This is a genomic window from Achromobacter sp. E1 (assembly GCF_037039475.1).
GTDB lineage: Bacteria > Pseudomonadota > Gammaproteobacteria > Burkholderiales > Burkholderiaceae_B > Achromobacter > Achromobacter mucicolens.
Window position 1 is genome coordinate 3,456,620 of sequence record NZ_CP146253.1, and the last position, 19,894, is coordinate 3,476,513.

Annotated in this window: 18 protein-coding genes; 8 read left to right on the forward strand and 10 right to left on the reverse strand. The window is 67.0% G+C overall.

Features of this window, described 5'->3' with window-relative positions; all coding sequences use genetic code 11:
- Nucleotides 1-5 precede the first annotated feature (5 nt).
- The 5 genes from V6V88_RS15900 to V6V88_RS15920 all read right to left on the reverse strand — a co-directional run bounded on the left by V6V88_RS15900 (nucleotide 6) and on the right by V6V88_RS15920 (nucleotide 5,772).
- A complete protein-coding gene (locus V6V88_RS15900; protein WP_223575948.1) occupies nucleotides 6-764 on the reverse strand; it encodes an ABC transporter ATP-binding protein in 759 nt (252 codons plus the stop codon).
- The gene (locus V6V88_RS15905) at nucleotides 761-1,645 is read right to left on the reverse strand and encodes an iron chelate uptake ABC transporter family permease subunit (RefSeq protein ID WP_128828812.1); all 885 of its coding nucleotides are present in this window, start codon (nucleotides 1,643-1,645) and stop codon (nucleotides 761-763) included. Before V6V88_RS15905 ends, V6V88_RS15900 begins: the two co-directional genes overlap by 4 nt.
- Before the next feature lie 91 nt (nucleotides 1,646-1,736).
- Complete coding sequence (locus V6V88_RS15910; protein ID WP_280019660.1) at nucleotides 1,737-2,729, reverse strand: iron chelate uptake ABC transporter family permease subunit; 993 nt, start codon at nucleotides 2,727-2,729, stop codon at nucleotides 1,737-1,739.
- Nucleotides 2,730-2,757: 28 nt separating this feature from the next.
- Nucleotides 2,758-3,708, reverse strand: coding sequence for a siderophore ABC transporter substrate-binding protein (locus V6V88_RS15915; protein WP_223575951.1), 951 nt, complete (start codon nucleotides 3,706-3,708; stop codon nucleotides 2,758-2,760).
- 42 nt (nucleotides 3,709-3,750) lie between these two features.
- Nucleotides 3,751-5,772, reverse strand: a complete 2,022-nt coding sequence (locus V6V88_RS15920; RefSeq protein WP_223575952.1) for a ligand-gated channel protein — start codon at nucleotides 5,770-5,772, stop codon at nucleotides 3,751-3,753.
- 211 nt (nucleotides 5,773-5,983) lie between these two features.
- Here V6V88_RS15920 and V6V88_RS15925 point away from each other — a divergent pair, with 211 nt between their 5' ends.
- Nucleotides 5,984-6,697 (forward strand): response regulator transcription factor, encoded by a 714-nt coding sequence (locus V6V88_RS15925; RefSeq protein ID WP_223575953.1) that lies wholly within the window; start codon nucleotides 5,984-5,986, stop codon nucleotides 6,695-6,697.
- Complete coding sequence (locus tag V6V88_RS15930) at nucleotides 6,697-8,097, forward strand: ATP-binding protein (protein ID WP_223575954.1); 1,401 nt, start codon at nucleotides 6,697-6,699, stop codon at nucleotides 8,095-8,097. Before V6V88_RS15925 ends, V6V88_RS15930 begins: the two co-directional genes overlap by 1 nt.
- Nucleotides 8,098-8,134: 37 nt before the next feature.
- On the opposite strand, the gene V6V88_RS15935 is transcribed toward V6V88_RS15930, so the two are convergent.
- The 3 genes from V6V88_RS15935 to V6V88_RS15945 all read right to left on the reverse strand — a co-directional run bounded on the left by V6V88_RS15935 (nucleotide 8,135) and on the right by V6V88_RS15945 (nucleotide 11,020).
- Complete coding sequence (locus V6V88_RS15935; protein ID WP_338615595.1) at nucleotides 8,135-8,953, reverse strand: TatD family hydrolase; 819 nt, start codon at nucleotides 8,951-8,953, stop codon at nucleotides 8,135-8,137.
- Nucleotides 8,954-9,033: 80 nt separating this feature from the next.
- A complete protein-coding gene (locus tag V6V88_RS15940; RefSeq protein ID WP_223575956.1) occupies nucleotides 9,034-9,747 on the reverse strand; it encodes an ATP-binding cassette domain-containing protein in 714 nt (237 codons plus the stop codon).
- Nucleotides 9,740-11,020 (reverse strand): lipoprotein-releasing ABC transporter permease subunit, encoded by a 1,281-nt coding sequence (locus V6V88_RS15945; RefSeq protein ID WP_056318935.1) that lies wholly within the window; start codon nucleotides 11,018-11,020, stop codon nucleotides 9,740-9,742. The genes V6V88_RS15940 and V6V88_RS15945 overlap by 8 nt, the downstream gene beginning before the upstream one ends.
- Before the next feature lie 130 nt (nucleotides 11,021-11,150).
- On the opposite strand from V6V88_RS15945, the gene V6V88_RS15950 reads away from it, so the two are divergent.
- Together V6V88_RS15950 and recJ are read left to right on the forward strand one after the other, a co-directional pair.
- Entirely contained in the window at nucleotides 11,151-12,101 is a 951-nt protein-coding gene (locus V6V88_RS15950) for a hypothetical protein (protein WP_338619620.1), read from the forward strand.
- Entirely contained in the window at nucleotides 12,083-13,783 is a 1,701-nt protein-coding gene (recJ, locus tag V6V88_RS15955; protein WP_338615597.1) for a single-stranded-DNA-specific exonuclease RecJ, read from the forward strand. The genes V6V88_RS15950 and recJ overlap by 19 nt, the downstream gene beginning before the upstream one ends.
- A 136-nt stretch (nucleotides 13,784-13,919) precedes the next feature.
- Here the strand turns inward: recJ and V6V88_RS15960 are convergent, their stop codons facing one another.
- Nucleotides 13,920-15,230, reverse strand: a complete 1,311-nt coding sequence (locus V6V88_RS15960) for an MFS transporter (protein ID WP_280000512.1) — start codon at nucleotides 15,228-15,230, stop codon at nucleotides 13,920-13,922.
- A gap of 255 nt (nucleotides 15,231-15,485) precedes the next feature.
- Between V6V88_RS15960 and prfB the strand changes: the two genes are divergently transcribed.
- From prfB to V6V88_RS15980, 4 genes are all read left to right on the forward strand, one after another.
- Nucleotides 15,486-16,590, forward strand: a protein-coding gene (gene prfB, locus V6V88_RS15965) for a peptide chain release factor 2 (RefSeq protein ID WP_108696343.1) whose coding sequence is annotated in 2 segments (ribosomal slippage) — nucleotides 15,486-15,566 and nucleotides 15,568-16,590 — 1,104 coding nt in all. Because the reading frame shifts where the segments join, the coding sequence is not laid out codon by codon here.
- Between the two features lie 43 nt (nucleotides 16,591-16,633).
- The gene (locus V6V88_RS15970) at nucleotides 16,634-17,389 is read left to right on the forward strand and encodes an SDR family oxidoreductase (RefSeq protein ID WP_128828489.1); all 756 of its coding nucleotides are present in this window, start codon (nucleotides 16,634-16,636) and stop codon (nucleotides 17,387-17,389) included.
- Between the two features lie 10 nt (nucleotides 17,390-17,399).
- Nucleotides 17,400-18,923: a lysine--tRNA ligase gene (gene lysS / locus V6V88_RS15975; protein WP_338615599.1), complete on the forward strand. Its 1,524-nt coding sequence runs from the start codon at nucleotides 17,400-17,402 to the stop codon at nucleotides 18,921-18,923.
- Between the two features lie 15 nt (nucleotides 18,924-18,938).
- Nucleotides 18,939-19,259 carry a hypothetical protein gene (locus V6V88_RS15980; protein ID WP_062840745.1) on the forward strand — a complete coding sequence of 107 codons (321 nt, stop codon included), beginning with the start codon at nucleotides 18,939-18,941 and terminating at the stop codon, nucleotides 19,257-19,259.
- Here V6V88_RS15980 and V6V88_RS15985 read toward each other — a convergent pair.
- Nucleotides 19,243-19,893, reverse strand: a complete 651-nt coding sequence (locus tag V6V88_RS15985; protein WP_152384749.1) for a TetR/AcrR family transcriptional regulator — start codon at nucleotides 19,891-19,893, stop codon at nucleotides 19,243-19,245. The genes V6V88_RS15980 and V6V88_RS15985 overlap by 17 nt on opposite strands.
- Nucleotide 19,894: the final 1 nt, after the last annotated feature.

Consider the following 19,894-nt stretch of genomic DNA (forward strand, 5'->3'; position numbering starts at 1 on the left):
CCGCCTTACCGGTAGTACACGCAGATGCGCTTGCCGCCGATTTCGTGCACGTCAATCGGCAGCTCGTACAGATCGCTCAGCACGTCCGGCCGGATCAGTTCGGCCGGCGTGCCGTGCCGGGCGATCCGCCCCTGACGCATCGCCACGATGCGGTCCGCGTAACTGGAGGCGAAATTGATGTCGTGCAGCACCAGCACCACCGTCTTGCCCAGTTCATCGGCTGCCCGGCGCAGCGTGCCCATCATGGCGACGGCGTGCTTCATGTCCAGGCTGTTCAGCGGCTCGTCAAGCAACACGTAGCGCGTGTCCTGGCACAGCACCATCGCCACGAACGCGCGCTGGCGCTGGCCGCCGGACATCTCGTCCAGGTAGCGGCCGGCCAGCGGCTCCAGATTCAGATACGCGATCGCCTGGTCGATATAAACCTTGTCATCCATCGTCAGCCGCCCGCCCGTGTGCGGGTACCGGCCAAACGCCACCAGATCCCTGACCGTCAACCGCAGCGGCAAGTGGTTGTCCTGACGCAGGATGGCCAGGCGCCGGGCCAGCTCGCGGCTGTCGGCGCGCGTCACGTCCAGGCCTTCGACCAGCACCCGCCCCGCGCTCATCGGCAACAGCCGGCTCACCATGGACAGCAAGGTGGACTTGCCCGCGCCGTTGGGCCCGATGATGGCGGTGACGCCGCCAGCCGGCAGATCCAGGCTGACATCGTCGATGACGACGATGTCGCCGTATTGCTTGCTGACCTTCTGGATTTCTATCATCGGCGCCCCCTGCGCAGGATCAGGACGAGGAACATCACGCCGCCCACGAATTCAATCACCACGCTGACGGTGGTGTTCAGCCCCAGCACGCGCTCCAGCAGCGTCTGACCGCCGACCAGGAATATGACGCTCAGCAGCATCGCGGCCGGCACGGTGTGGCGGTGCCGGTCCGACCCCATGGCGTGATACGCAAGGTTGCTGACCAGCAGGCCGAAGAACGTGACGGGCCCGACCAGCGCCGTCGACACGGACACCAGCACCGCAATGGCCGCCAAAGTCAGCATGAGCGTGCGGCGATAGTCCACGCCCAGGTTCAACGCAATATCGCGCCCCAGCGCCAGCACGTCGTAGCGCCGGCGCATGCGCCAGATAAGGAGCGAAGCCGCGCAGACGGCCGCCAGCGCGATCGGCAGCAATTCGATGCGCACCGAATTGAAGCTGGCGAACATGCGGTCCTGCAGCACCAGGAATTCATTCGGATCGATCAGCCGGACGACGAAACTGGACAGGCTGCGAAACAGCAGTCCGAAGACGATGCCAACCAGCATCATCAGATGCAGGCTGCGCACGGCATCGGAGAACAGCCAGCGGAACAGCAGGCACGCGAACGCCGTCATCGCGCACACTTCCAGGAGAAAGGCCGCGACCGGATGACTGGCGGTGGCCGCCGCCTGACCAAAGCCAAACACCACAACCGCCTGGATCAGCAGGTACATCGCATCGAAGCCCATGATGGCGGGCGTCAGGATGCGGTTGTGGGTGATCGTCTGGAACAGCACCGACGACACGGCGACCGCATAGGCCACCAGCAACATCGCCAGCAGCTTGCCGCCGCGAAAAGGAATGACGAATGACCACTGGCCATTGGCGCCCAGCGTCATGAAGGCCACGATGCAGAGCAGCGCAAAAGCGCCCAGCGCCGCAAGGCGCCACGTCTGCGGCGCGCGCGCGGCCAAGGGCGGTACAGGGATATCAGCCAACACGATTCCTCCGCGTGCGCAGCAGCCACAAGAACAGAATGCTGCCCAGCACGCCCACCACCGTCCCGATCGGGATTTCGTAGGGATGGATGACCAGTCGGCCAATGATGTCGCAGGCCAGCACGAACACGCCGCCCAGCAGCGCCACCCACGGAATGGCGCGGCGCATGTTGTCGCCCAGCACCAGACTGACGGCATTGGGCACGATGAGGCCCAGGAACGGGATGCTGCCGGCCGTCACGACCACCACCGCTGAAATGGCGGAAACGATCAACAGGCCCACCAGCGTCAGCCGTGCATGATTCAGCCCCAGGTTGGACGCGAACTCGCGGCCCATGCCGGCAACCGTGTACCGGTCGGCGGCGGCATAGGCCGCGCAGGCCAGCGCAAAACCGATCCACAACAGTTCGTAGCGGCCGCGCAGCACGCCGGAGAAGTCGCCGGTCGTCCACGCATGCAGGGATTGCAGCAGATCGAAGCGGTACGCCACGAAGGTTGTGACCGCCTGGATCACGCCGCCCAGGATCAGCCCGATCAGCGGCACGATGAACGGCGTGCGCAGCGGCACGCGGCGCAAGAGGGCCAAGAACAGCAAGGTGCCCGCCAGCGCGAAGCCCGTGGCCGTCAGCATCTTGCCGATGACGGGCGTATTGGGCGCCAGCAGCGTGATGGCCAGAATGCCGAGGGTCGCGGACTCCACGGTGCCGGCCGTCGTGGGCTCGACGAAGCGGTTGCGCACGAGCATCTGCATGATAAGGCCGGCCACGGCCAGCGCCATGCCCGCCAGCAGCAGCGCAAGCGTGCGCGGAATGCGGCTGACCATCAGCAGGCGCCACGCGCGCTCGCCCGCCTCGCCGCCGTCCCACAGCGCGGTCCACGGCATCTGGCCCGCGCCCACGCTGACGCTGGCCACGCACAACAGCAGCAATACCACCACCACGGCGGCCAGGCCGCCCCACCCGCCGATTGCGCGCCGCCAGTTCACCAGCCGCCCTTCCCGTCTTGCATGCTGCTTACTTTCCCTGCGCCAACGCCGCCGCGATCTGGTCCACGTTCTGCTGCATCGCGGTAAGGCCCGCGCTGCCCAGCAGGTACCAGTTAAAGCCGTTCAGGTACACCACGCGCTGGTTCTTCCAGGCCTTGGTCGGACGCACCAGTTCGTTGTCCAGCATGCGCTCGGCCGACACGCCCTCGCGGCCGATGGCGGCGTCGCGGTCGATGACGAACAGCCAGTCCGGATCGGTCTGGGCGATGAACTCGAACGAGATCGCCTGGCCGTGGTTCGACACGTTCAGACCCGTCGCGGCAGGCTTGACGCCGAAGGCGTCGTGGATCACGCCAAACCGCGAGCCCGGGCCGTAGGCGCTCATCTTGCCGCCGGTGGTCAGCACGATCAGCGCCGTGCCGGCGTTGGCCGCCTTGCCCTTCAGCGATGCAATGGACGCGTCCAGCGCCGCCAGCTTTGTCTTCGCCTCGTCTTGTTTGCCGTACAGCGCGGCCAGCATTTCGGTGTTGCGCTTGACGCTGCCGACCAGATCCTTGGCATCAACCGTCAGGTCGACCGTGGGCGCAATCCTGGAGAGCTCGTCGTACTTGGGCGCCGAGCGGCCCGCCACGAAAATGACCTGCGGCGCGGCAGCGTGGATGACCTCGTACTTGGGCTCGAACATCGTGCCCGCCTTGAGGTAACGCTTGTCCGCGAACTGGCCGAGGTGCGGCGGCAGCTTGGCGGCGCTGGGCACGCCCACGGGGTCTACGCCGAGCGTGTGCAGGGTATCGAGCACGGCCAGATCCAGCACGATGGCCTTGGTTGGGTTCGACGGCACCGCGGTCTCGCCACGCGCGTGCTTGACCGGCGTGGTGGACTGCGCGGCGCAAACCGCTGCCGCCGCGCTCAGCGCCAAGGCCATGCCGGTGCGCGTTGCCCAGCGGCGGGCAGCGCCCGCCTGTTTTCCATTGTTCATGCAAACCTCTCTCTAATGGGGCGCTCTCGCGCCCCGTCAATCTCAGAACTTCACGCCCATGCCCAGCCAGTAGCGGCGGCCGTCCTCGACATAGCCGAAGTCGTCGTAGGCGACCTGCTTGTCGAACAGGTTGTAGATGCCGGCGTAGACCGACACGGTCTTGTTCACGGCGTACGAACCGCCCAGGTCCACGAAGGTGTAGGACGGGGCCACCAGCGCGTCCGAAGACGGGCCGGTCACCGGCTGGCTCTCGCGGCCGCGGAAGTTCACGCGCGCCCAGGCCTGCAGCGCGTCGGACGGCTGCCAGTTCACCGTGGTGGTGAACAGGTGCTTGGGCAACTGGTTCAGCGGCTCGCCCTTGTATTGGCCCGACTTCTGCTCGGACTTCGTGAAGGTGTAGCTGCTGGTCATCGACCAGTCGGCCGCCAGCGGCAACTTGAGGCTGGCTTCGACGCCGCGCGACACGGCCTTGTCCACGTTCATGTAGGTGGTGGGATTCGAGCCGAACTGGTTGGGGCCGTCCGTGCACTGCGTCAAGGGGCAAGCCACCCGGGTGATCTTGTCCTTGAAGTCGTTGTTGAACAGCGTGACGCCGGCGCTCACGCCTTGGCCGTCGTCATACAGCAGGCCGATTTCCTGGGTCACGGACTTTTCAGGCGTCAGGTCCGGGTTGCCGTACATGTTGCCGCCACGGCTCGTCTGGCCCCAGCCGGCCACGGTCTGGCGCAGGTCGGGCGCGCGAAAGCCCGTGGAGACGCCGCCCTTCAGGGTCCAGCGTTCGGCCATGTGCCACACGCCGTACAGACGCGGGCTGAAATGGCTGCCGAAGTTCTCGTCCTGGTCCATGCGCAGGCCGGTCGTGACGGCAAAGCTTTCGGTCAGGCGCCATTCGTCTTCGGCGAACAATGCCCATTGATACCGTTCGACCTTGCTCGGGCCGCCGGCAAGCTGGTTGCCCGTCTGATCGTTCAGGCGCTGGTTCAGGTAACTGCCGCCCAGCGTCAGCATGTGCGAACCCAGCGGCAGCGACCAGCTGGTCTGCAGGTCCAGGTTCTTGATCTTCATCTGGCGCGAGCGGTTGTCGAACTCTTCCTGCTGCACGTAGCTGTCGGACACCCCCCAGCCCCAGCGGCCTGTGTGCGACAGCGCCCACTTGCTGCTGCGGTAATCGGTTTCCGAGGACGCCGGGCAGCCCGTTCGCGGGCACGCGGTGCCGGGCGGCAGCGGCTCGACCGTCTTGCCCAGGGTGTCCTGGAACTTCTGGCGCATCGTGGTCGCTTCCAGCACGATGTCGTGATCGCGGTTGGGCGTGAGCGCCAGTTTGGCGGTCACGCTTTCGGCATTGCGCTTGCGGTAACCGTTGTAGATGTCGTCTTCGTCGCGCTGGGTGGCCTGGCCGTAGATCTGCAGGCCCAGCAGGTCGTTCTTGATCGGTCCGGCCAGGTAGAAGTTGCCCTGGTAGATGTCGCCCGAATTGCTGCTTTCCTGGATGGTCGTATCCATGCGGATTTCGCCATGCCATTGGTCCGGTACCTTGCGCGTGATGATGTTGATCACCCCGCCCATCGCGTCCGAGCCGTACAGCGACGACATCGGCCCGCGCACGACTTCAATGCGCTCGATGGCCGACAGCGGCGGCGTCCAGCCGCCTTCGACGCCCGTCGAATCCGAATTGGTGCGGGTTTCGCGCGAGTTCTGGCGCTTGCCGTCGATCAGGATCAGCGTGTACTTCGGTCCCATGCCGCGCAGGCTGATGTCCTGGCGGTCGCCGCCGCCCGTGACGATGACGCCGGGCACTTCCACCAGCGCATCGTTCAGGTCGCGGTAGAACTTCTTGTCCAGGTCTTCGCGCGTGATCACGCTGATCGAAGCGGGCGCATCCTGGATGCGCTGCTCGAAACCGCTGGCGGTCACGACCACCGTGTCCATCGTCGTGGTGGCGTCCGCGGCCTGGGCCCAGACCGCTTGCGGCGCAATGCCGAAACCCGCGGCGCACAAGGCGGCGGCCAGTTGCGTGCGCGACGCGGCGATGCGCTGGCCCGTGGCCACTTCTTTCCTGCTCATGATTCCAACTTCTCCCGTCCCCGGTTTGCACCGCACCCCACGCGCGGCGTTACGCCGGCTCCCACTTATTAATGAAAACCATTCTCATATTAGAATTGGGGCTTGCAGGACGCGGCAACACGCTTTCCGCAACTTTTATCTTCTTTGCACTTCTTGACACTGCGCCGTGCACCCTTCGGCCAAACTGCCGGATGCACGACGCCCAACACGCATGCTCTTGAATCATTCAGCGGTGGCGCGCCGCATCCTGCTCATCGACGACGACGTCGAACTGGCGCAGATGCTGCGTGAATACCTGGAACCGAATCAGTGCCAGCTCACGCTGGCGCACACCCGCTCGCAAGGCCAGACCCTGCTGGCGCAGGACGACTTTGACCTCGTGCTGCTGGACCTCATGCTGCCCGACGGCAATGGTCTGGACCTGCTCAAGCACTACCGCCAGCGCTCCCGCCGCCCCGTCATCATGTTCACGGCCCACGGCGGCGAGACCGACCGCGTATTGGGGCTGGAATTCGGCGCCGACGATTACCTGGCCAAGCCGTTCAGCCCACGCGAACTGAAGGCCCGCATCACGGCCGTGCTGCGCCGCTTCGAGCACGCCCCCGCCCCCGCCAGCCCGTCCCTCAGCCTGGGCGCGCTCTCGCTGGACCCGGCGACGGGCCGCGCGCGCCTGGGCGGGGACGAGGTCATGCTGACCGGCGCCGAACAGCGAATCCTGGAAATCCTCATGCGCACGCCCGGCCAGGTGATCGCGCGCGACCAGATCGGCCTGTATGCGCTGGGCCGCGCCCCGGACCGGTACGATCGCAGCATCGACACGCACATCAGCAGCCTGCGCAAGAAGCTGCGCCTGGATCAACACGCCGACATGCTGTCCATCCGGAATCTGCGCGGGCTGGGCTACGTGCTGGCGGGCGCCGCGTGATGACGCTGCTGCCCGCCCGCTCGCTCTTCTGGCGCGCATTCTTGACGTTCTGGGGCGCCATGGCGGTCATCCTGGTCTGCGGCATGGTGCTGACCGCCAGCGTGGCCTGGTACCGCTTCAATTCTCTGGATGGCCTGAACCCGGGCAACCTCACGCGCGACGCCGCCCAGGTGGCGCGCACGCAGGGCGAAGGAGGCCTGGCGCGCTGGGTCCGCGCCATGGACGACAACTACTCGGCGCTAAAGATCTACATCATGGATGCAGAGGACCGGGACATCCTGGGCAGGCGCCTGCCCACGCGGCTGCATGACTGGCTGGTCGCGTACCGCGCGGGACCCGACCGGGCGACGCAGTCCGACTACGCGCCGGCCGATCCCGCCGGCGAGCGCGTCTCCTGGTGGGAGCCCCAGACGCTGATGCTGCCGGACGGCTCGGAAATGCTGATGCTGTTCCTGCCCTTTGACTCGTCGCGCTGGGAGGTGCTGGCGTTGTCGCCCGTCGCGCTCGCGCTGCTGCTGTTCGCGCTGGCGGTCACCGCTCCCTTTTGCTGGGCGCTGACCCGCCACATCACCGCGCCGCTCGCGCAACTGCGCCAGGCCACGCATGCCCTGGCCGCGGGACGCCTGGACACGCACACCCCCGCCAAGCTCGCCACGCGCAAGGACGAACTCGGCCTCTTGGCGCGTGACTTCGACGCCATGGCCGTGCGCCTGAAGGCGCTGGTCGATACGCGCGAGCAGCTCCTGCACAACGTCGCGCACGAACTGCGGTCGCCGCTTGCGCGCCTGCGCCTGGCCTCGGAACTGGCGCGGCGCAACGACGAACGGCGCGACCTGCAGCTGGACCGCATCGAACGCGAATGCGAACGCCTGGACGCGCTGGTGGGCAACACGTTGCGGCTTGCCCGTGTGGGCGCGCTACCCGTGCCCACCGAACCGCTGGATCTGTCGGAAGTCGTATCGGGCGTGGTGGACGACGCGCGCTACGAGGCGGAGGGCCGGCGCCTGCGCATCGATTGGGAAACGCCGGCGCCCATCCTGATCGCCGGCGACCGCGCCAGCCTGGCCAGCGCGATCGAGAACGTGCTGCGCAACGCCCTGCGCTACGCGCCCGCCGAAAGCGTCATCCGCGTACGCTTGCTGACCAGCGCCACCGAGGCCAGCCTTGAAATCGAAGACCGCGGTCCGGGCGTCGCCACGCAGGAACTTGCGTCGTTGTTCGAGCCCTTCTATCGCGCGGGATCGGCCGCCGCCCACACGCCAGGCGGCGGCGCGGGGCTGGGCCTGTCGATTGCGCAAGCCGCGATCGCCGCGCACAAGGGAACGATATCCGCCCGCAACGTGGCGCCGCAGGGACTGAGCGTGCGCATGGACCTGCCGCTGCTGACAACGCCAGCGTAAGACGGCGGGCACGGCGCCCGGGTCGAAGACGTGGCGGTCAGTCCGCGTCGGCCAGGATGGCTGCGGGCAGCCTGGGCAGCACCCGCATGGCATTCGCGGTCGTCGCGTGCGCCACCTGCCCCGGCGTGATGCCGCGCAGGTCCGCCAGCACCTCGGCAATACGTGCCAGTTCGCCGGGACGATTGCGGCGGTTCGGCTCGTGCAGCCAGGCGGGCGGAATGTCGGGCGCGTCGGTCTCAAGCACCAGATGCTCCAGCCCGACGTCCACCGCGTGCCGGCGAATCTGCAGCGCGCGCTCGAACGTCATCGCGCCGCCCATTCCCAGGGCAAATCCATGATCGATGAAGGCCTGCGCCTGCTGGGCGCTGCCATTGAACGCGTGCGCAATGCCGCCGATGCGCGGATGGCGGCGCAGGTATTTCAGCAGGATGTCCTGGGATTTGCGCACGTGCAGCAGCACCGGCAGGCCAAATTCGACGGCCATGTCCAGCTGCGCGGCGTAGAAGCGCTCCTGGCGCTCGCGCGGCGCGCCGGAGGCAATTTCCGGCACGAAGAAATCCAGTCCGATCTCTCCGATGGCGACAAAGCGCGGATCGCCAAGCGACGCCTTGATCGCCTCGCGCAACGCGTTCAGATCGGCGTCGTCGGCGCGTTGGACGTACAAGGGATGAATGCCCAGCGCGTAGGCGCCGCCGACGATGCTGGCAGCCAGGTCACGCACGATGGCGAAGTTGGCCCGTTCGATGGCCGGGATCACGATGGCCTGGACGTCGGCGCGGGCGGCGTGATCCGCGACCTCGGTGCGGTCGGCATCGAATTCAGCGGCGTCCAGGTGGCAATGGGTGTCGATGAGCATGGGCGTGTCCTCCGAATGCGGATTATCCGCCCGCGGCCGCCGCGCGGACCAGCGACCGGCGGCTTTCGCTGCGGACCGGGCTAGCCGGACACCAGGCGGCCGTTTTCCATCAGCAACTGACGGTCGGCGCGGGCGGCAAGCTCGGGATCGTGCGTCACGATCGCAAACGCCGTGCCCGATTCCTGGTTCACCCGGGTCAGCAATTCGAACATATTGTGGGCGGTGTGCCGGTCCAGGTTGCCCGTGGGCTCGTCGGCCAGCACGCACACCGGTCGCGTCACCAGGGCACGCGCCAGCGCCACGCGCTGGCGTTCGCCGCCCGACAACTGCCCCGGAAAGTGGCCTTCACGGGCCGACAGGCCCACCAGGCCCAGGACCTCGCGCGCGGCCTCGCGCGCCTTGTCGCGGTTCTCGCGGCGCACGATCAGCGGCATCGCCACGTTGTCCAGCGCCGAAAACTCCGCCAGCAGATGGTGGAATTGGTAGACAAAGCCCAGGCTGCGGTTGCGAACCGCGCTTTTCCGCGATTCGGACAGCCCCACGCCCAACTGGCCATCCACTGTGACCGAACCGCTGGTGGGCACGTCGAGCAGTCCAAGGATATGCAGCAAGGTGCTCTTGCCGGATCCCGAGGCGCCCACGATGGCGACCATCTCGCCGCGCGCGACGGACAGGCTGACATTGCTGAGCACTTCGATGCGGGCGGGGCCTTCGTCGTAGACCTTGACGATGTTCTCGGCCTGCAGCGCCGGGGTGGCGCCGGCCTGGGGCGTGTGCGTCGGGGAATCAATCATGGCGCAGCACCTGTGCGGGTTGCAGACGCGAGGCGCGCCAGCTCGGATACAAGGTCGCCAGCAGGGACAGCACCAGCGAGGTCACGCCGATGGTGACGATGTCGCCCACCTGGGGATCGGACGGCAGCGCGCTGATGAAATAGATCTCGCGCGGCAGGAAGTGGACGCCCAGCATGCGCTCGATGAACGGCACGATCACATCGACGTTGTAGGCGATGGCAATGCCGCCGGCCACGCCCAGCAAGGTGCCGATCACGCCGATCAGCGCGCCTTGCACCAGGAAGATGCGGGCCACTTCGCCCGGCCCCGCGCCCAGCGTGCGCAGGATGGCGATGTCCGATTGCTTGTCCTTGACGGCCATGACCAGCGAGGACAGCAGGTTGAACGCGGCCACGGCCACGATCAGCGCCAGGATCAGGAACATCATCCGCTTTTCGGTCTGGACCGCGGCAAACCAGGTGCGGTTATTGCGCGACCAGTCGCTGGCCATGACATAGGGCGGCAGGACGTTGCGCAACTCGGCCGCCACCTCGGGCGCCTTCTGCATGTCGGCGATGCGCAGGCGCACGCCGGCGGTGCCGCTTTCGCGGAAAACGCGGGCGGCGTCTTCGTTGTCGACGAATGCCAGCGAGGAATCGTATTCATAGTGGCCGGACGAGAACACGCCCACCACGGTGAACTGACGCATGCGCGGCGCGAAACCGGCCGGGCTGATCGAGCCCTGGGGCGCCATCATCAGCAGCGTGTCGCCCACCTTGACGCCCATGCCGTCGGCCAGTTCATTGCCCAGCACCACGCCGAAGCCGCCGGGTTTCAGGTCTGTCAGCTTGCCCGACACCATTTGCCGGGGCAGGTCCGACACATTGCCCTCGGTGGCCGGATCGATGCCGCGCACCTGAACGCCGCGTAGCGCCTGGCCCCTGACCAGCATGCCCTGCGCCGCGACGAAGGGCGCGCCCGCCTTGACCTCGGGGTTGCGCTCGGCGGCGGTGGCAAACTGTTGCCACTGCTCCAGCACCCGTTCGGGTGACGCGCCGGGAAGATAGAGTTCGATGTGCGGCAGCACCGACAGCATGCGGTCGCGCACTTCTTTCTGAAAGCCGTTCATCACGGACAGCACCACGATCAGGGCGGCGACGCCCAGCGCGATGCCCGCCATGGAGCTGGCGGCGATGAAGGAGATAAAGCGATCGCGGCGGCCGCGTCGCTGGCGGATACGGGCAAGACCCGCGTAGCGGGCGCCGATCCAGAGTTCGTAGGGTATTTTCAGCACGTGCGCATTATTGCATTAACCGTCCGCAAATCGCCGCGCGGATGTGCGGATCCTAGACCAGCCGTGACAACGTATGGCAGTTCCGGACGGCGTGAAGTTCCCCATGCCGCCGCGGACTACAATCGCGGCCATGCTGATCGTCATTCCGGGCGCGTTGCCCGCCCTTCCCGTCGCCGCCGAACTGGCCAAGCTCCTGCCCGAGCGCGCGCCCACCCTGCACGGCTGGCTGCAGGCCGCAACCGCCCGTCCGCAGGCTTACGACCTGCGCGCCCACGGCTGCACGGCCTTCGAATCCTGGCAACTTGCACGCGCGGGGTACGCCGCCGAGCCCGGCCTGCTGCAAAGCGCGGGCCTCGGCCCGCTGCTGGCCGCAGAACAGTCCAGTGCCTCGCCGCAAGAGCCCGTCTGGCTCTGCGAACTGGTTCATCTTGCCCTGGGCGCGGATCAGGCCTCGTTGCTGGATCCCGCCTTGATGGACCTGACGGAATCCGAAACGGCCGCCCTGCTGGAGACCGCGCGCCCCCTCTTTGACGGCACCGGCTTCTCGGTCGAGCCGCTTTCGCCCCAGCGGTGGCGGCTGCGCCTGCCGGTGGACCTGCGCCCCCAGACGGCCAGCCCGGCGGCGGTGGCGGGAAAGCGCCTGAATGACTGGTGGCGCCAGGATGCGCAAACGCGTCCGTGGCGGCGCCTGCTCAATGAAATCCAGATGGCGTGGCACGAGCACCCCGTCAACGACGACCGGGCCGCGCGCGGCCTGCCGCCCGTGAACGCCCTGTGGCTGTATGGCGGCGGCACGCCCTGGACGGCGGCGCCAGCCACCCCGGCCCAGGTGCTGACGGAACTGGACGCGCCGCAACGCGCCGGCGACTGGGCCGCCTGGCTCGACGCGCTGGCTGACCTGGACGCGCGCCATCTGCGCCCGCTGGCGGCCGCCAAAGGCCTGCCCGCCACGCACATCGAACTGTTGCTGCTGGGCGATGACCGCCAGGCCGCCCTTGACCTGAAACCGCGCGGGGGCCTGCTTGGCTTGCTGCCCGCGCCCAAGAAGAACTGGAGCGCCTGGTGGTCTCACCCCGCTTAACGATCCGTCCGGCCGACCTGGCCGCCTGCCAAATCCTCGAATCCTCCGGCATCCATCCGCTGCTGGCTCGCCTATGGGCCGCACGCGGCGTGACCCATCCCGACCAGACCCGCCTCGCCTGGCCGTCCCTGCTGCCGCCGGCGGGTCTAACGCACTCGGCGCATGCCGCCGCCGTCTTGGCCGACGCCATCCAGGCAGGCAAGAAGCTGCTGATCGTGGCCGACTACGATTGCGACGGCGCCACCGCCTGCGCGGTCGGCCTGCGCGCGCTGTCGGCCATGGGCGCCGATGTCGACTTCCTGGTGCCCAACCGATTCGAAACCGGCTACGGCTTGTCGCCCGCCGTGGTCGAGCTGGCCTGCCGCCACCGCGCCGGCAAGCCCGACATCATCATCACCGTGGACAATGGCATCGCCAGCGTCGACGGCGTGGCCGCCGCCAATGCCGCCGGCATCGGCGTCGTCATCACCGATCACCACCTGCCGGGCGACACCCTGCCCGACGCGCTGGCCATCGTGAATCCCAACCAGCCGGGCTGCGGCTTTCCGTCCAAGAACCTGGCCGGCGTGGGCGTCATCTTCTACATGATGCTGGCGCTGCGCGCCGAACTACGCCGCCGCGGCGTGTATGCCCCCGACGGCGGCCCGCGCCTGGACGCGCTGTCCGACCTGGTTGCGCTGGGCACCGTGGCCGACGTGGTCAAGCTCGATGCCAACAACCGCCTGCTGGTCACGCAAGGTCTGCAGCGCATGCGCAGCGGCCGCCTGCAGCCGGGACTGCGCGCGCTCTTCGCCGTCGCCGGCCGCGAGCCGCGTAGCGCCAACGGCTTCGACCTGGGTTTCGCGCTGGGTCCGCGCATCAACGCCGCGGGCCGCCTGGCCGACATGAGCCTGGGCATCGCCTGCCTGACCACGGACGACGAGGCGCAGGCGCTGGAAATCGCGCGTGAATTGGACAACATCAACCGCGAACGCCGCACGATCGAAGCCGAGATGCGCGAGCAGGCGTTGGCCGCCATGGAAGCGCCCGACGCCGCCGCAGGCGCGACCGTCTGTGTGTTCGACCCCGGTTGGCACCAGGGCGTCGTGGGGCTGGTCGCCTCGCGCCTGAAGGAGAAATTCTGGCGCCCCACCCTCGCCTTCGCGCCCGCAGGCGACGACGAGATCCGCGGCTCCGGCCGGTCGATCCCCGACGTGCACCTGCGCGACGCGCTGGACCTGGTGTCCAAGCGCCATCCCAACCTGATCCGCAAGTTCGGCGGCCACGCGATGGCAGCCGGATTAACGCTGGGCAAGGCCGATTTCCCGGCCTTCGCCCCCGCCTTCGACGCCGCGGTGCGCGAACTCACCGGCCGCGACACCTTCGAACCCATCATCGAAACCGACGGCTCGCTGGAAACCGGCTACGCCAACGCCGACGTGGCCGGCATGTTGCAACAGCAGGTCTGGGGTGCGGGCTTTGCCGCCCCCCTGTTCCTGGACGAATTCACCGTGCGCAACCAGCGGCTCGTCGGCGAAAAGCACCTGAAGCTGTCTTTGGAACGCGGCCACCAACGCTTTGACGCCATCTGGTTCGGCCACGACCAATCGCTGCCGGAACATATCCAGGCGGCGTACCGCCTGGAACAAAACGTCTGGAATGGCATGGTGTCGGTGCAACTGGTGATCGAACACGCAGGGTAGTGCGCGGCGGTGTCTCGCACCACGTGAGGCACCGTCGGCGCTCGCAGGTGCGCACAAGGTGTCTGACACCCTCTGAGCCGCCGGCCCAAGCCGACGCGCCTCTCCCCAGGGTGTCAGACACCGCCTCCCAGCGGCGCTACTTATTCACCAGCTTCGCCGGCTGCGCCAGCGCCACCAGCGCGCCCACCACCAGGCAGCCGGCCAGCATGTAAAGCCCCGTATTCGTCGTGCCGGTCATGTCCTTCAGCCAGCCCACCAGATACGGGCTGACAAAGCCGGCCAGGTTCCCCACCGAGTTGATCAGCGCAATGCCCGCGGCGGCCGCCGTGCCGCCGAGCAGCGCTGTCGGCAGGCTCCAGAACAACGGAAGCACCGTGCAAATGCCGATGTTGGCCACGGTCAGCGCGAAAATCGCCAGCACCGTGTTGCCGCTCCACACGGCCGACAGGAACAGACCCACGGCGCCAAACAATGCCGGCAGCGCCACGTGCCAGCGACGCTCGCGCTGCCTGTCCGAATTGCGCGAAATCAGGATCATGCCGATCACGGCGAACAGATTGGGCACCGCCGTCAGCAGACCGATCGCCAGCGGGCTCTGCACGCCGGTGCTCTTGATGAGGCTAGGCATCCAGAAGCCCACCCCATACAGCCCCATCACGAACGAAAAGTAGATCAGCGCCATCGCCCAGACCCGCGGCTTGGTCAGCGCGGCGCGGATCGGCGGATCTTCCTTTTGCTGTTCCTCGGCCGCGATGTTGCGGATCAGCACGGCCTTTTCCATGGCCGTCAGCCACTTGGCCTTGTTGATGCGGTCATCCAGATAGATCAGCACCAACACGCCGATCACCACCGACGGAATCCCTTCCAGCAGGAACAGCCATTGCCAGCCCGACAGGCCGTGGTCGCCGTGGAACGTCGCCATGATCCACCCGGATATCGGGCCGCCGATGAGGCCGGACATGGGCACGGCGGTCATGAAGAACGTCGTGATGCGTCCGCGCCGGGCGGCCGGGTACCAATACGTCAGGTACAGAATGATGCCCGGGAAGAAGCCCGCCTCGGCCGCGCCCAGCAGGAATCGCAGCAGGTAGAACATATGCGCGCTGGTCACGAACATCATGCAGGCGGAGATGATGCCCCACGTGATCATGATCCGGGCGATCCAGATCCGCGCCCCCACCTTGTGCAGGATGATGTTGCTGGGAATCTCGAAGAGAAAGTAGCCGATGAAGAAAATACCGGCGCCCAGTCCATACACCGTCTCGCTGAATTGCAGTTCCTGCAGCATCTGCAGCTTGGCGAACCCCACGTTCACGCGGTCCAGGTACGCCACCACATAGCAGACCACCAACAGCGGCACCAGCCGCCAGCCCACCTTGCGGTAGATCCGGTCCTCTTCGCTGGCGCCGAGCGCCGGCGAGACCCCGGGGGGCATCGTGTTTTCCATCACTGTCTCCATTCCTCTGGCGGGATAGGCCGGCGCGGGGCCGGCGTCGTCGCGGTCCGCGCCCCAAATGGGGACATCACGGCCACCGGCCAAGGCTAGAGCCGTCGGGTTGACAAAAAACTGAACAACTGGATCTGCCCCCGCGCCACCCGGGAAATAGGACCCGCCGCCCGTGCCCGCGACGCACGCCCGCGAACAGGCTCCATCCACGGTAAAATGCCAGGTTTCGCACAAAGTCATCAGGACAGGATCATCATGGAAGCCGAACGTCAGAACCAGCTCGCAGCCCGCCTCGCCGACTACGCGGAGCGCGAACAGGCTCTACGGAGGTATCTTTGACTACGATGCCAAAGCTGAACGCCTCCAAGTCGTAAACGCCGAACTCGAAGACCCGGCCGTCTGGAACGACCCCAAGCACGCCCAGGATCTGGGCCGTGAAAAGAAATCGCTCGAGGACGTGGTGGAAACGCTCACGAGCCTGGGCGCCGGCGTGGCCGATTCCCAGGAACTCTTCGAAATGGCCGCCGCCGACGATGACGGCGACACCCTCGAAGCGATCGAACAGGACGCCGACGCCTTCCAGGAAAAGCTCGAAGCCCTGGAATTCCGCCGCATGTTCTCCAACCCGGCCGATCCCCTGAACTGCTTCCTGGACATCCAGGCGGGGGCGGGCGGCACGGAAGCGCAGGACTGGGCGTCGATGCTGCTGCGCCAGTACCTCAAGTACGCCGAACGCAAGGGTTTCAAGGCCGAGATCCTTGAAGAATCCGACGGCGAAGTCGCGGGCATCAAGTCGGCCACGATCAAGATCGAGGGCGACTACGCCTTCGGCTACCTGCGCACCGAAACCGGCGTGCACCGCCTGGTCCGCAAGAGCCCCTTCGACTCGTCGGGCGGCCGTCACACGTCGTTCGCCAGCGTCTTCGTGTATCCGGAAGTCGACGATTCCTTCGAGGTCGAAGTGAACCCCGCCGACCTGCGCGTGGACACCTACCGTGCCTCGGGCGCGGGCGGCCAGCACATCAACAAGACCGACTCGGCCGTGCGCCTGACGCACATCCCGACGGGCATCGTTGTGCAGTGCCAGAACGACCGTTCGCAGCACCGCAACCGCGCCGAAGCCATGCAGATGCTGAAGTCCAAGCTCTACGAACTCGAAATGCGCAACCGCATGGCCGAGCAGCAGAAGCTGGAAGACTCCAAGACCGACGTGGGCTGGGGCCACCAGATCCGTTCGTACGTGCTGGACCAGAGCCGCATCAAGGACCTGCGCACGAACGTCGAAATCTCCAACACGCAGAAAGTGCTGGACGGCGACCTGGATCCCTTCATCCAGGCCAGCCTGAAGCAAAACGTCTAAGTTCCGCGATTCTTCCCGCTTTCACGCACCCAAAGGTCCACGAATGTCCGACACCATTGCTATTCTCACCGGCGCTTCGCGCGGCATCGGCGCCGCCATGGCGCGCGGCCTGGTCAAACCCGGCACCCGCCTGATTACCCTGGCGCGCCGCGAAGACCCCGAACTCGCCGCCCACGCGCGCTCGCAGGATGTGCAGCTGGAACAACTGTCCGTGGACCTCTCGGACCTGAAAGCGGCCGAATCCGCAGCCGAACGCATCTGCGCCGCGCTGCCGCGCGACGCCAAACGCTATCTGCTGATCAACAACGCGGGCACGGTGCATCCGGTGGCGCGCACCGACGAACTCACCGACGGCGCGGCCATCACCGCCGCCTTCAACCTGAACGTCACGGCCGTCATGCTGCTCACGGCGCGGTTCCTCGCCGCCGTCGCTGACATCAAGGCCGACCGCCGCATCCTGAACATCTCCTCCGGCGCGGGCCGCAATCCCAACGCCGGCTGGGGCGTGTACTGCGCCACCAAGGCCGCGCTCGACATGCACGCCCGCGTCGTCAAGCAGGAACAAGGCGCCGACGGCGCCCGCATCGTCGCGCTGGCCCCCGGCATCGTCGACACCGACATGCAGGCCGCCATCCGCGCAAGCGACCCCGAAAGCTTCCCCGCGCTGGCCAAGTTCCAGGACTTCCATGCCACCGGCAAGCTGTCCTCGCCCGCCAACGTAGCCTCCCGCATCCTCGCCTACCTGGATCGCGAAGATTTCGGCACGACCGAAATCGACGACATCCGCAATTACGACTGATCCCCCGACCATGACCGACCACTCGACCACTCCGGCACCCGCCCAGGATGAAAACCGCTTGATCGCCGAACGGCGCGCCAAGCTGGCCAAACTGCGCGAAGCCGGGGTCGCGTACCCCAACGATTTCGTCCCGGACGCCCGCGCCGCGGCCCTGCATGACAAGTACGACGGCCAGGAGCAGGAAGCCCTGGCCGCCGCCGCGGTCAACGTCAAGGTCGCCGGCCGCATGATGCTCAAGCGCGTCATGGGCAAGGCCAGCTTCGCCACGCTGCAGGACAGCACCGGCCGCATCCAGATCTACCTGGACCGCGGCACGCTCGGCGAAGACGTCTACGCCGCGTTCAAGCAGTGGGACATCGGCGACATCATCGCAATCGAAGGGTCGGTCTTCAAGACCAACAAGGGCGAACTGTCGGTGCACGCCGCCTCGGCGCGCCTCTTGTCCAAGTCGCTGCGCCCCCTGCCCGACAAGTTCCACGGCGTCGCCGACCAGGAACTGCGCTACCGCCAGCGCTATGTCGACCTCATCATGACCGACGCCACGCGCCGCACCTTCGAGGCGCGCAGCAAGGCCGTGGGCAGCATCCGCCAATTCATGCTGAACGCGGGCTTCCTTGAAGTCGAAACGCCCATGCTGCACCCGATCCCGGGCGGCGCGGCGGCCAAGCCGTTCATCACGCACCACAACGCGCTGGACATGGAAATGTTCCTGCGCATCGCGCCCGAGCTCTACCTCAAGCGCCTGATCGTCGGCGGCTTCGAACGTGTATTTGAAGTCAACCGCAACTTCCGCAACGAAGGCGTGAGCCCGCGGCACAACCCCGAATTCACGATGATGGAGTTCTACGCAGCCTTCGCGGACTACCGCTGGCTCATGGACTTCACCGAAGAACTTATCCGCCAGGCCGCCATCTCGGCCACCGGCAGCGCCGTCCTGACCTACCAGGAACGCGAGCTGGACCTGTCCAAGCCCTTCGACCGCCTGACCATCTGCGAAGCCATCCTCAAGTACACCGACGGCTACACCCAGGCCCAGCTCGATGATCCGGCCTTCCTGCGCGCCGAACTGAAAAAGCTGGGCGCCGACGCAGACGGCCCCGTGCTGTCGCGCGCCGGCCTGGGCGCGCTGCAACTGGCGCTCTTCGAAGAGACCGCCGAAGCCAAGCTCTGGAACCCCACCTACATCATCGACTACCCGGTCGAAGTCTCGCCGCTGGCGCGCGCCTCCGACACCCGCGAAGGCATCACCGAGCGCTTCGAGCTCTTCATGACCGGCCGCGAGATCGCCAACGGCTTCTCCGAGCTGAACGACCCCGAAGACCAGGCCGAGCGCTTCCGCTCGCAGGTCGAAGCCAAGGACGCCGGCGACGAGGAAGCCATGTTCTACGACGCGGACTACATCCGCGCCCTGGAATACGGCATGCCCCCGACGGGCGGCTGCGGCATCGGCATCGACCGCCTGGTCATGCTGCTGACCGACAGCCCCAGCATCCGCGACGTCATCCTCTTCCCGCACCTGCGCCGTGAAGACTGATCGTCGGCGCGCGTCATGATCTTCAAGATCCTGATGCTGCTGCTGGTCGTGGCGGGGCTGGTCTACTGGATCAAACAACCCCGCCGCGTCCAGCCGGGCACGCCCTACCGGTCCGCCCCCGCGCGCCGGCCGGCATTCATTGCCTTGTGCGTGGCCACCGCCATCTCGCTCATCGCCGCGATCCTGACCGCCTTGCTCTGGATGGGCGGCGTGGCTGGCGGCGTCACGGGCGGCGGTTATCACGGCGAAGCCGATTTCCTCTTGCCCGTCGCGGCCTCGCTGCTGGCGCTGTCGGTCGCCTGCGCCGTCGGCGCCTTCATCAAGCGGCGCGGCTAGGCTCCACGGGCCACCTGCCCGCCCCCGCGGGCAGCGCCGGCAACGCCGCCTGCAACATGGCGTCGATGAACGCGGCGGGGGCCAGCCGCCCGCCCGGCTTGTACCATTGCACCGTCAAGTTCATCGCGCCCAGCACGCATCGCTTGATGACGCGCGCATCGCCCCGCAGCAAACCCGCCTGTACCGCCCCCGCCACCACGGACTGCCACATCGCCTCGTAGCGGTCGCTCAGCACCTTGACTGACGCCTGGCTCGGCGCCGACAGGCTGCGCCATTCGTACACCAGCGCGTTCATCGCATCCCCGCCCGCGCCGTGCAGCATGCTCCACATATGCACGCGAAACAGCGCCGCCAGCCGGTCTGCCGGCACGGCATAGCAGTCCAGCGCCTTCTCGCCCAGGTCGATCACTTCCTGGATGCCGTTGTTCATCACGGCGACCAGAATCTCTTCCTTGCTGCGGAAATGGTGGAACAGGCTGCCCGACTGCAACCCCACCGCCTTGGCCAGCTCACGCACCGTCGTGCGCTCATACCCGCGCTTGCTAAAGAGCCGGCCGGCCGCCAGGACCAATTCCTGGCGCCGCTGCGTCTCCGCGCCCTCGTCCCGCGACACAGCGGTCCCGGTCTTGTCCATG

Bases quoted from the DNA above. Each gene is read 5' to 3' on its own strand.
- V6V88_RS15900 (WP_223575948.1), bottom strand. From the start codon at position 764: ATGATAGAAATCCAGAAGGTCAGCAAGCAATACGGCGACATCGTCGTC.
- V6V88_RS15905 (WP_128828812.1), bottom strand. From the start codon at position 1,645: ATGACGCTGGGCGCCAATGGCCAGTGGTCATTCGTCATTCCTTTTCGC.
- V6V88_RS15915 (WP_223575951.1), bottom strand. From the start codon at position 3,708: ATGAACAATGGAAAACAGGCGGGCGCTGCCCGCCGCTGGGCAACGCGC.
- V6V88_RS15920 (WP_223575952.1), bottom strand. From the start codon at position 5,772: ATGAGCAGGAAAGAAGTGGCCACGGGCCAGCGCATCGCCGCGTCGCGC.
- V6V88_RS15925 (WP_223575953.1), top strand. From the start codon at position 5,984: ATGCTCTTGAATCATTCAGCGGTGGCGCGCCGCATCCTGCTCATCGAC.
- V6V88_RS15930 (WP_223575954.1), top strand. From the start codon at position 6,697: ATGACGCTGCTGCCCGCCCGCTCGCTCTTCTGGCGCGCATTCTTGACG.
- V6V88_RS15935 (WP_338615595.1), bottom strand. From the start codon at position 8,953: ATGCTCATCGACACCCATTGCCACCTGGACGCCGCTGAATTCGATGCC.
- V6V88_RS15940 (WP_223575956.1), bottom strand. From the start codon at position 9,747: ATGATTGATTCCCCGACGCACACGCCCCAGGCCGGCGCCACCCCGGCG.
- V6V88_RS15950 (WP_338619620.1), top strand. From the start codon at position 11,151: ATGCTGATCGTCATTCCGGGCGCGTTGCCCGCCCTTCCCGTCGCCGCC.
- V6V88_RS15960 (WP_280000512.1), bottom strand. From the start codon at position 15,230: ATGGAAAACACGATGCCCCCCGGGGTCTCGCCGGCGCTCGGCGCCAGC.
- V6V88_RS15970 (WP_128828489.1), top strand. From the start codon at position 16,634: ATGTCCGACACCATTGCTATTCTCACCGGCGCTTCGCGCGGCATCGGC.
- lysS (WP_338615599.1), top strand. From the start codon at position 17,400: ATGACCGACCACTCGACCACTCCGGCACCCGCCCAGGATGAAAACCGC.
- V6V88_RS15980 (WP_062840745.1), top strand. From the start codon at position 18,939: ATGATCTTCAAGATCCTGATGCTGCTGCTGGTCGTGGCGGGGCTGGTC.
- V6V88_RS15985 (WP_152384749.1), bottom strand. From the start codon at position 19,893: ATGGACAAGACCGGGACCGCTGTGTCGCGGGACGAGGGCGCGGAGACG.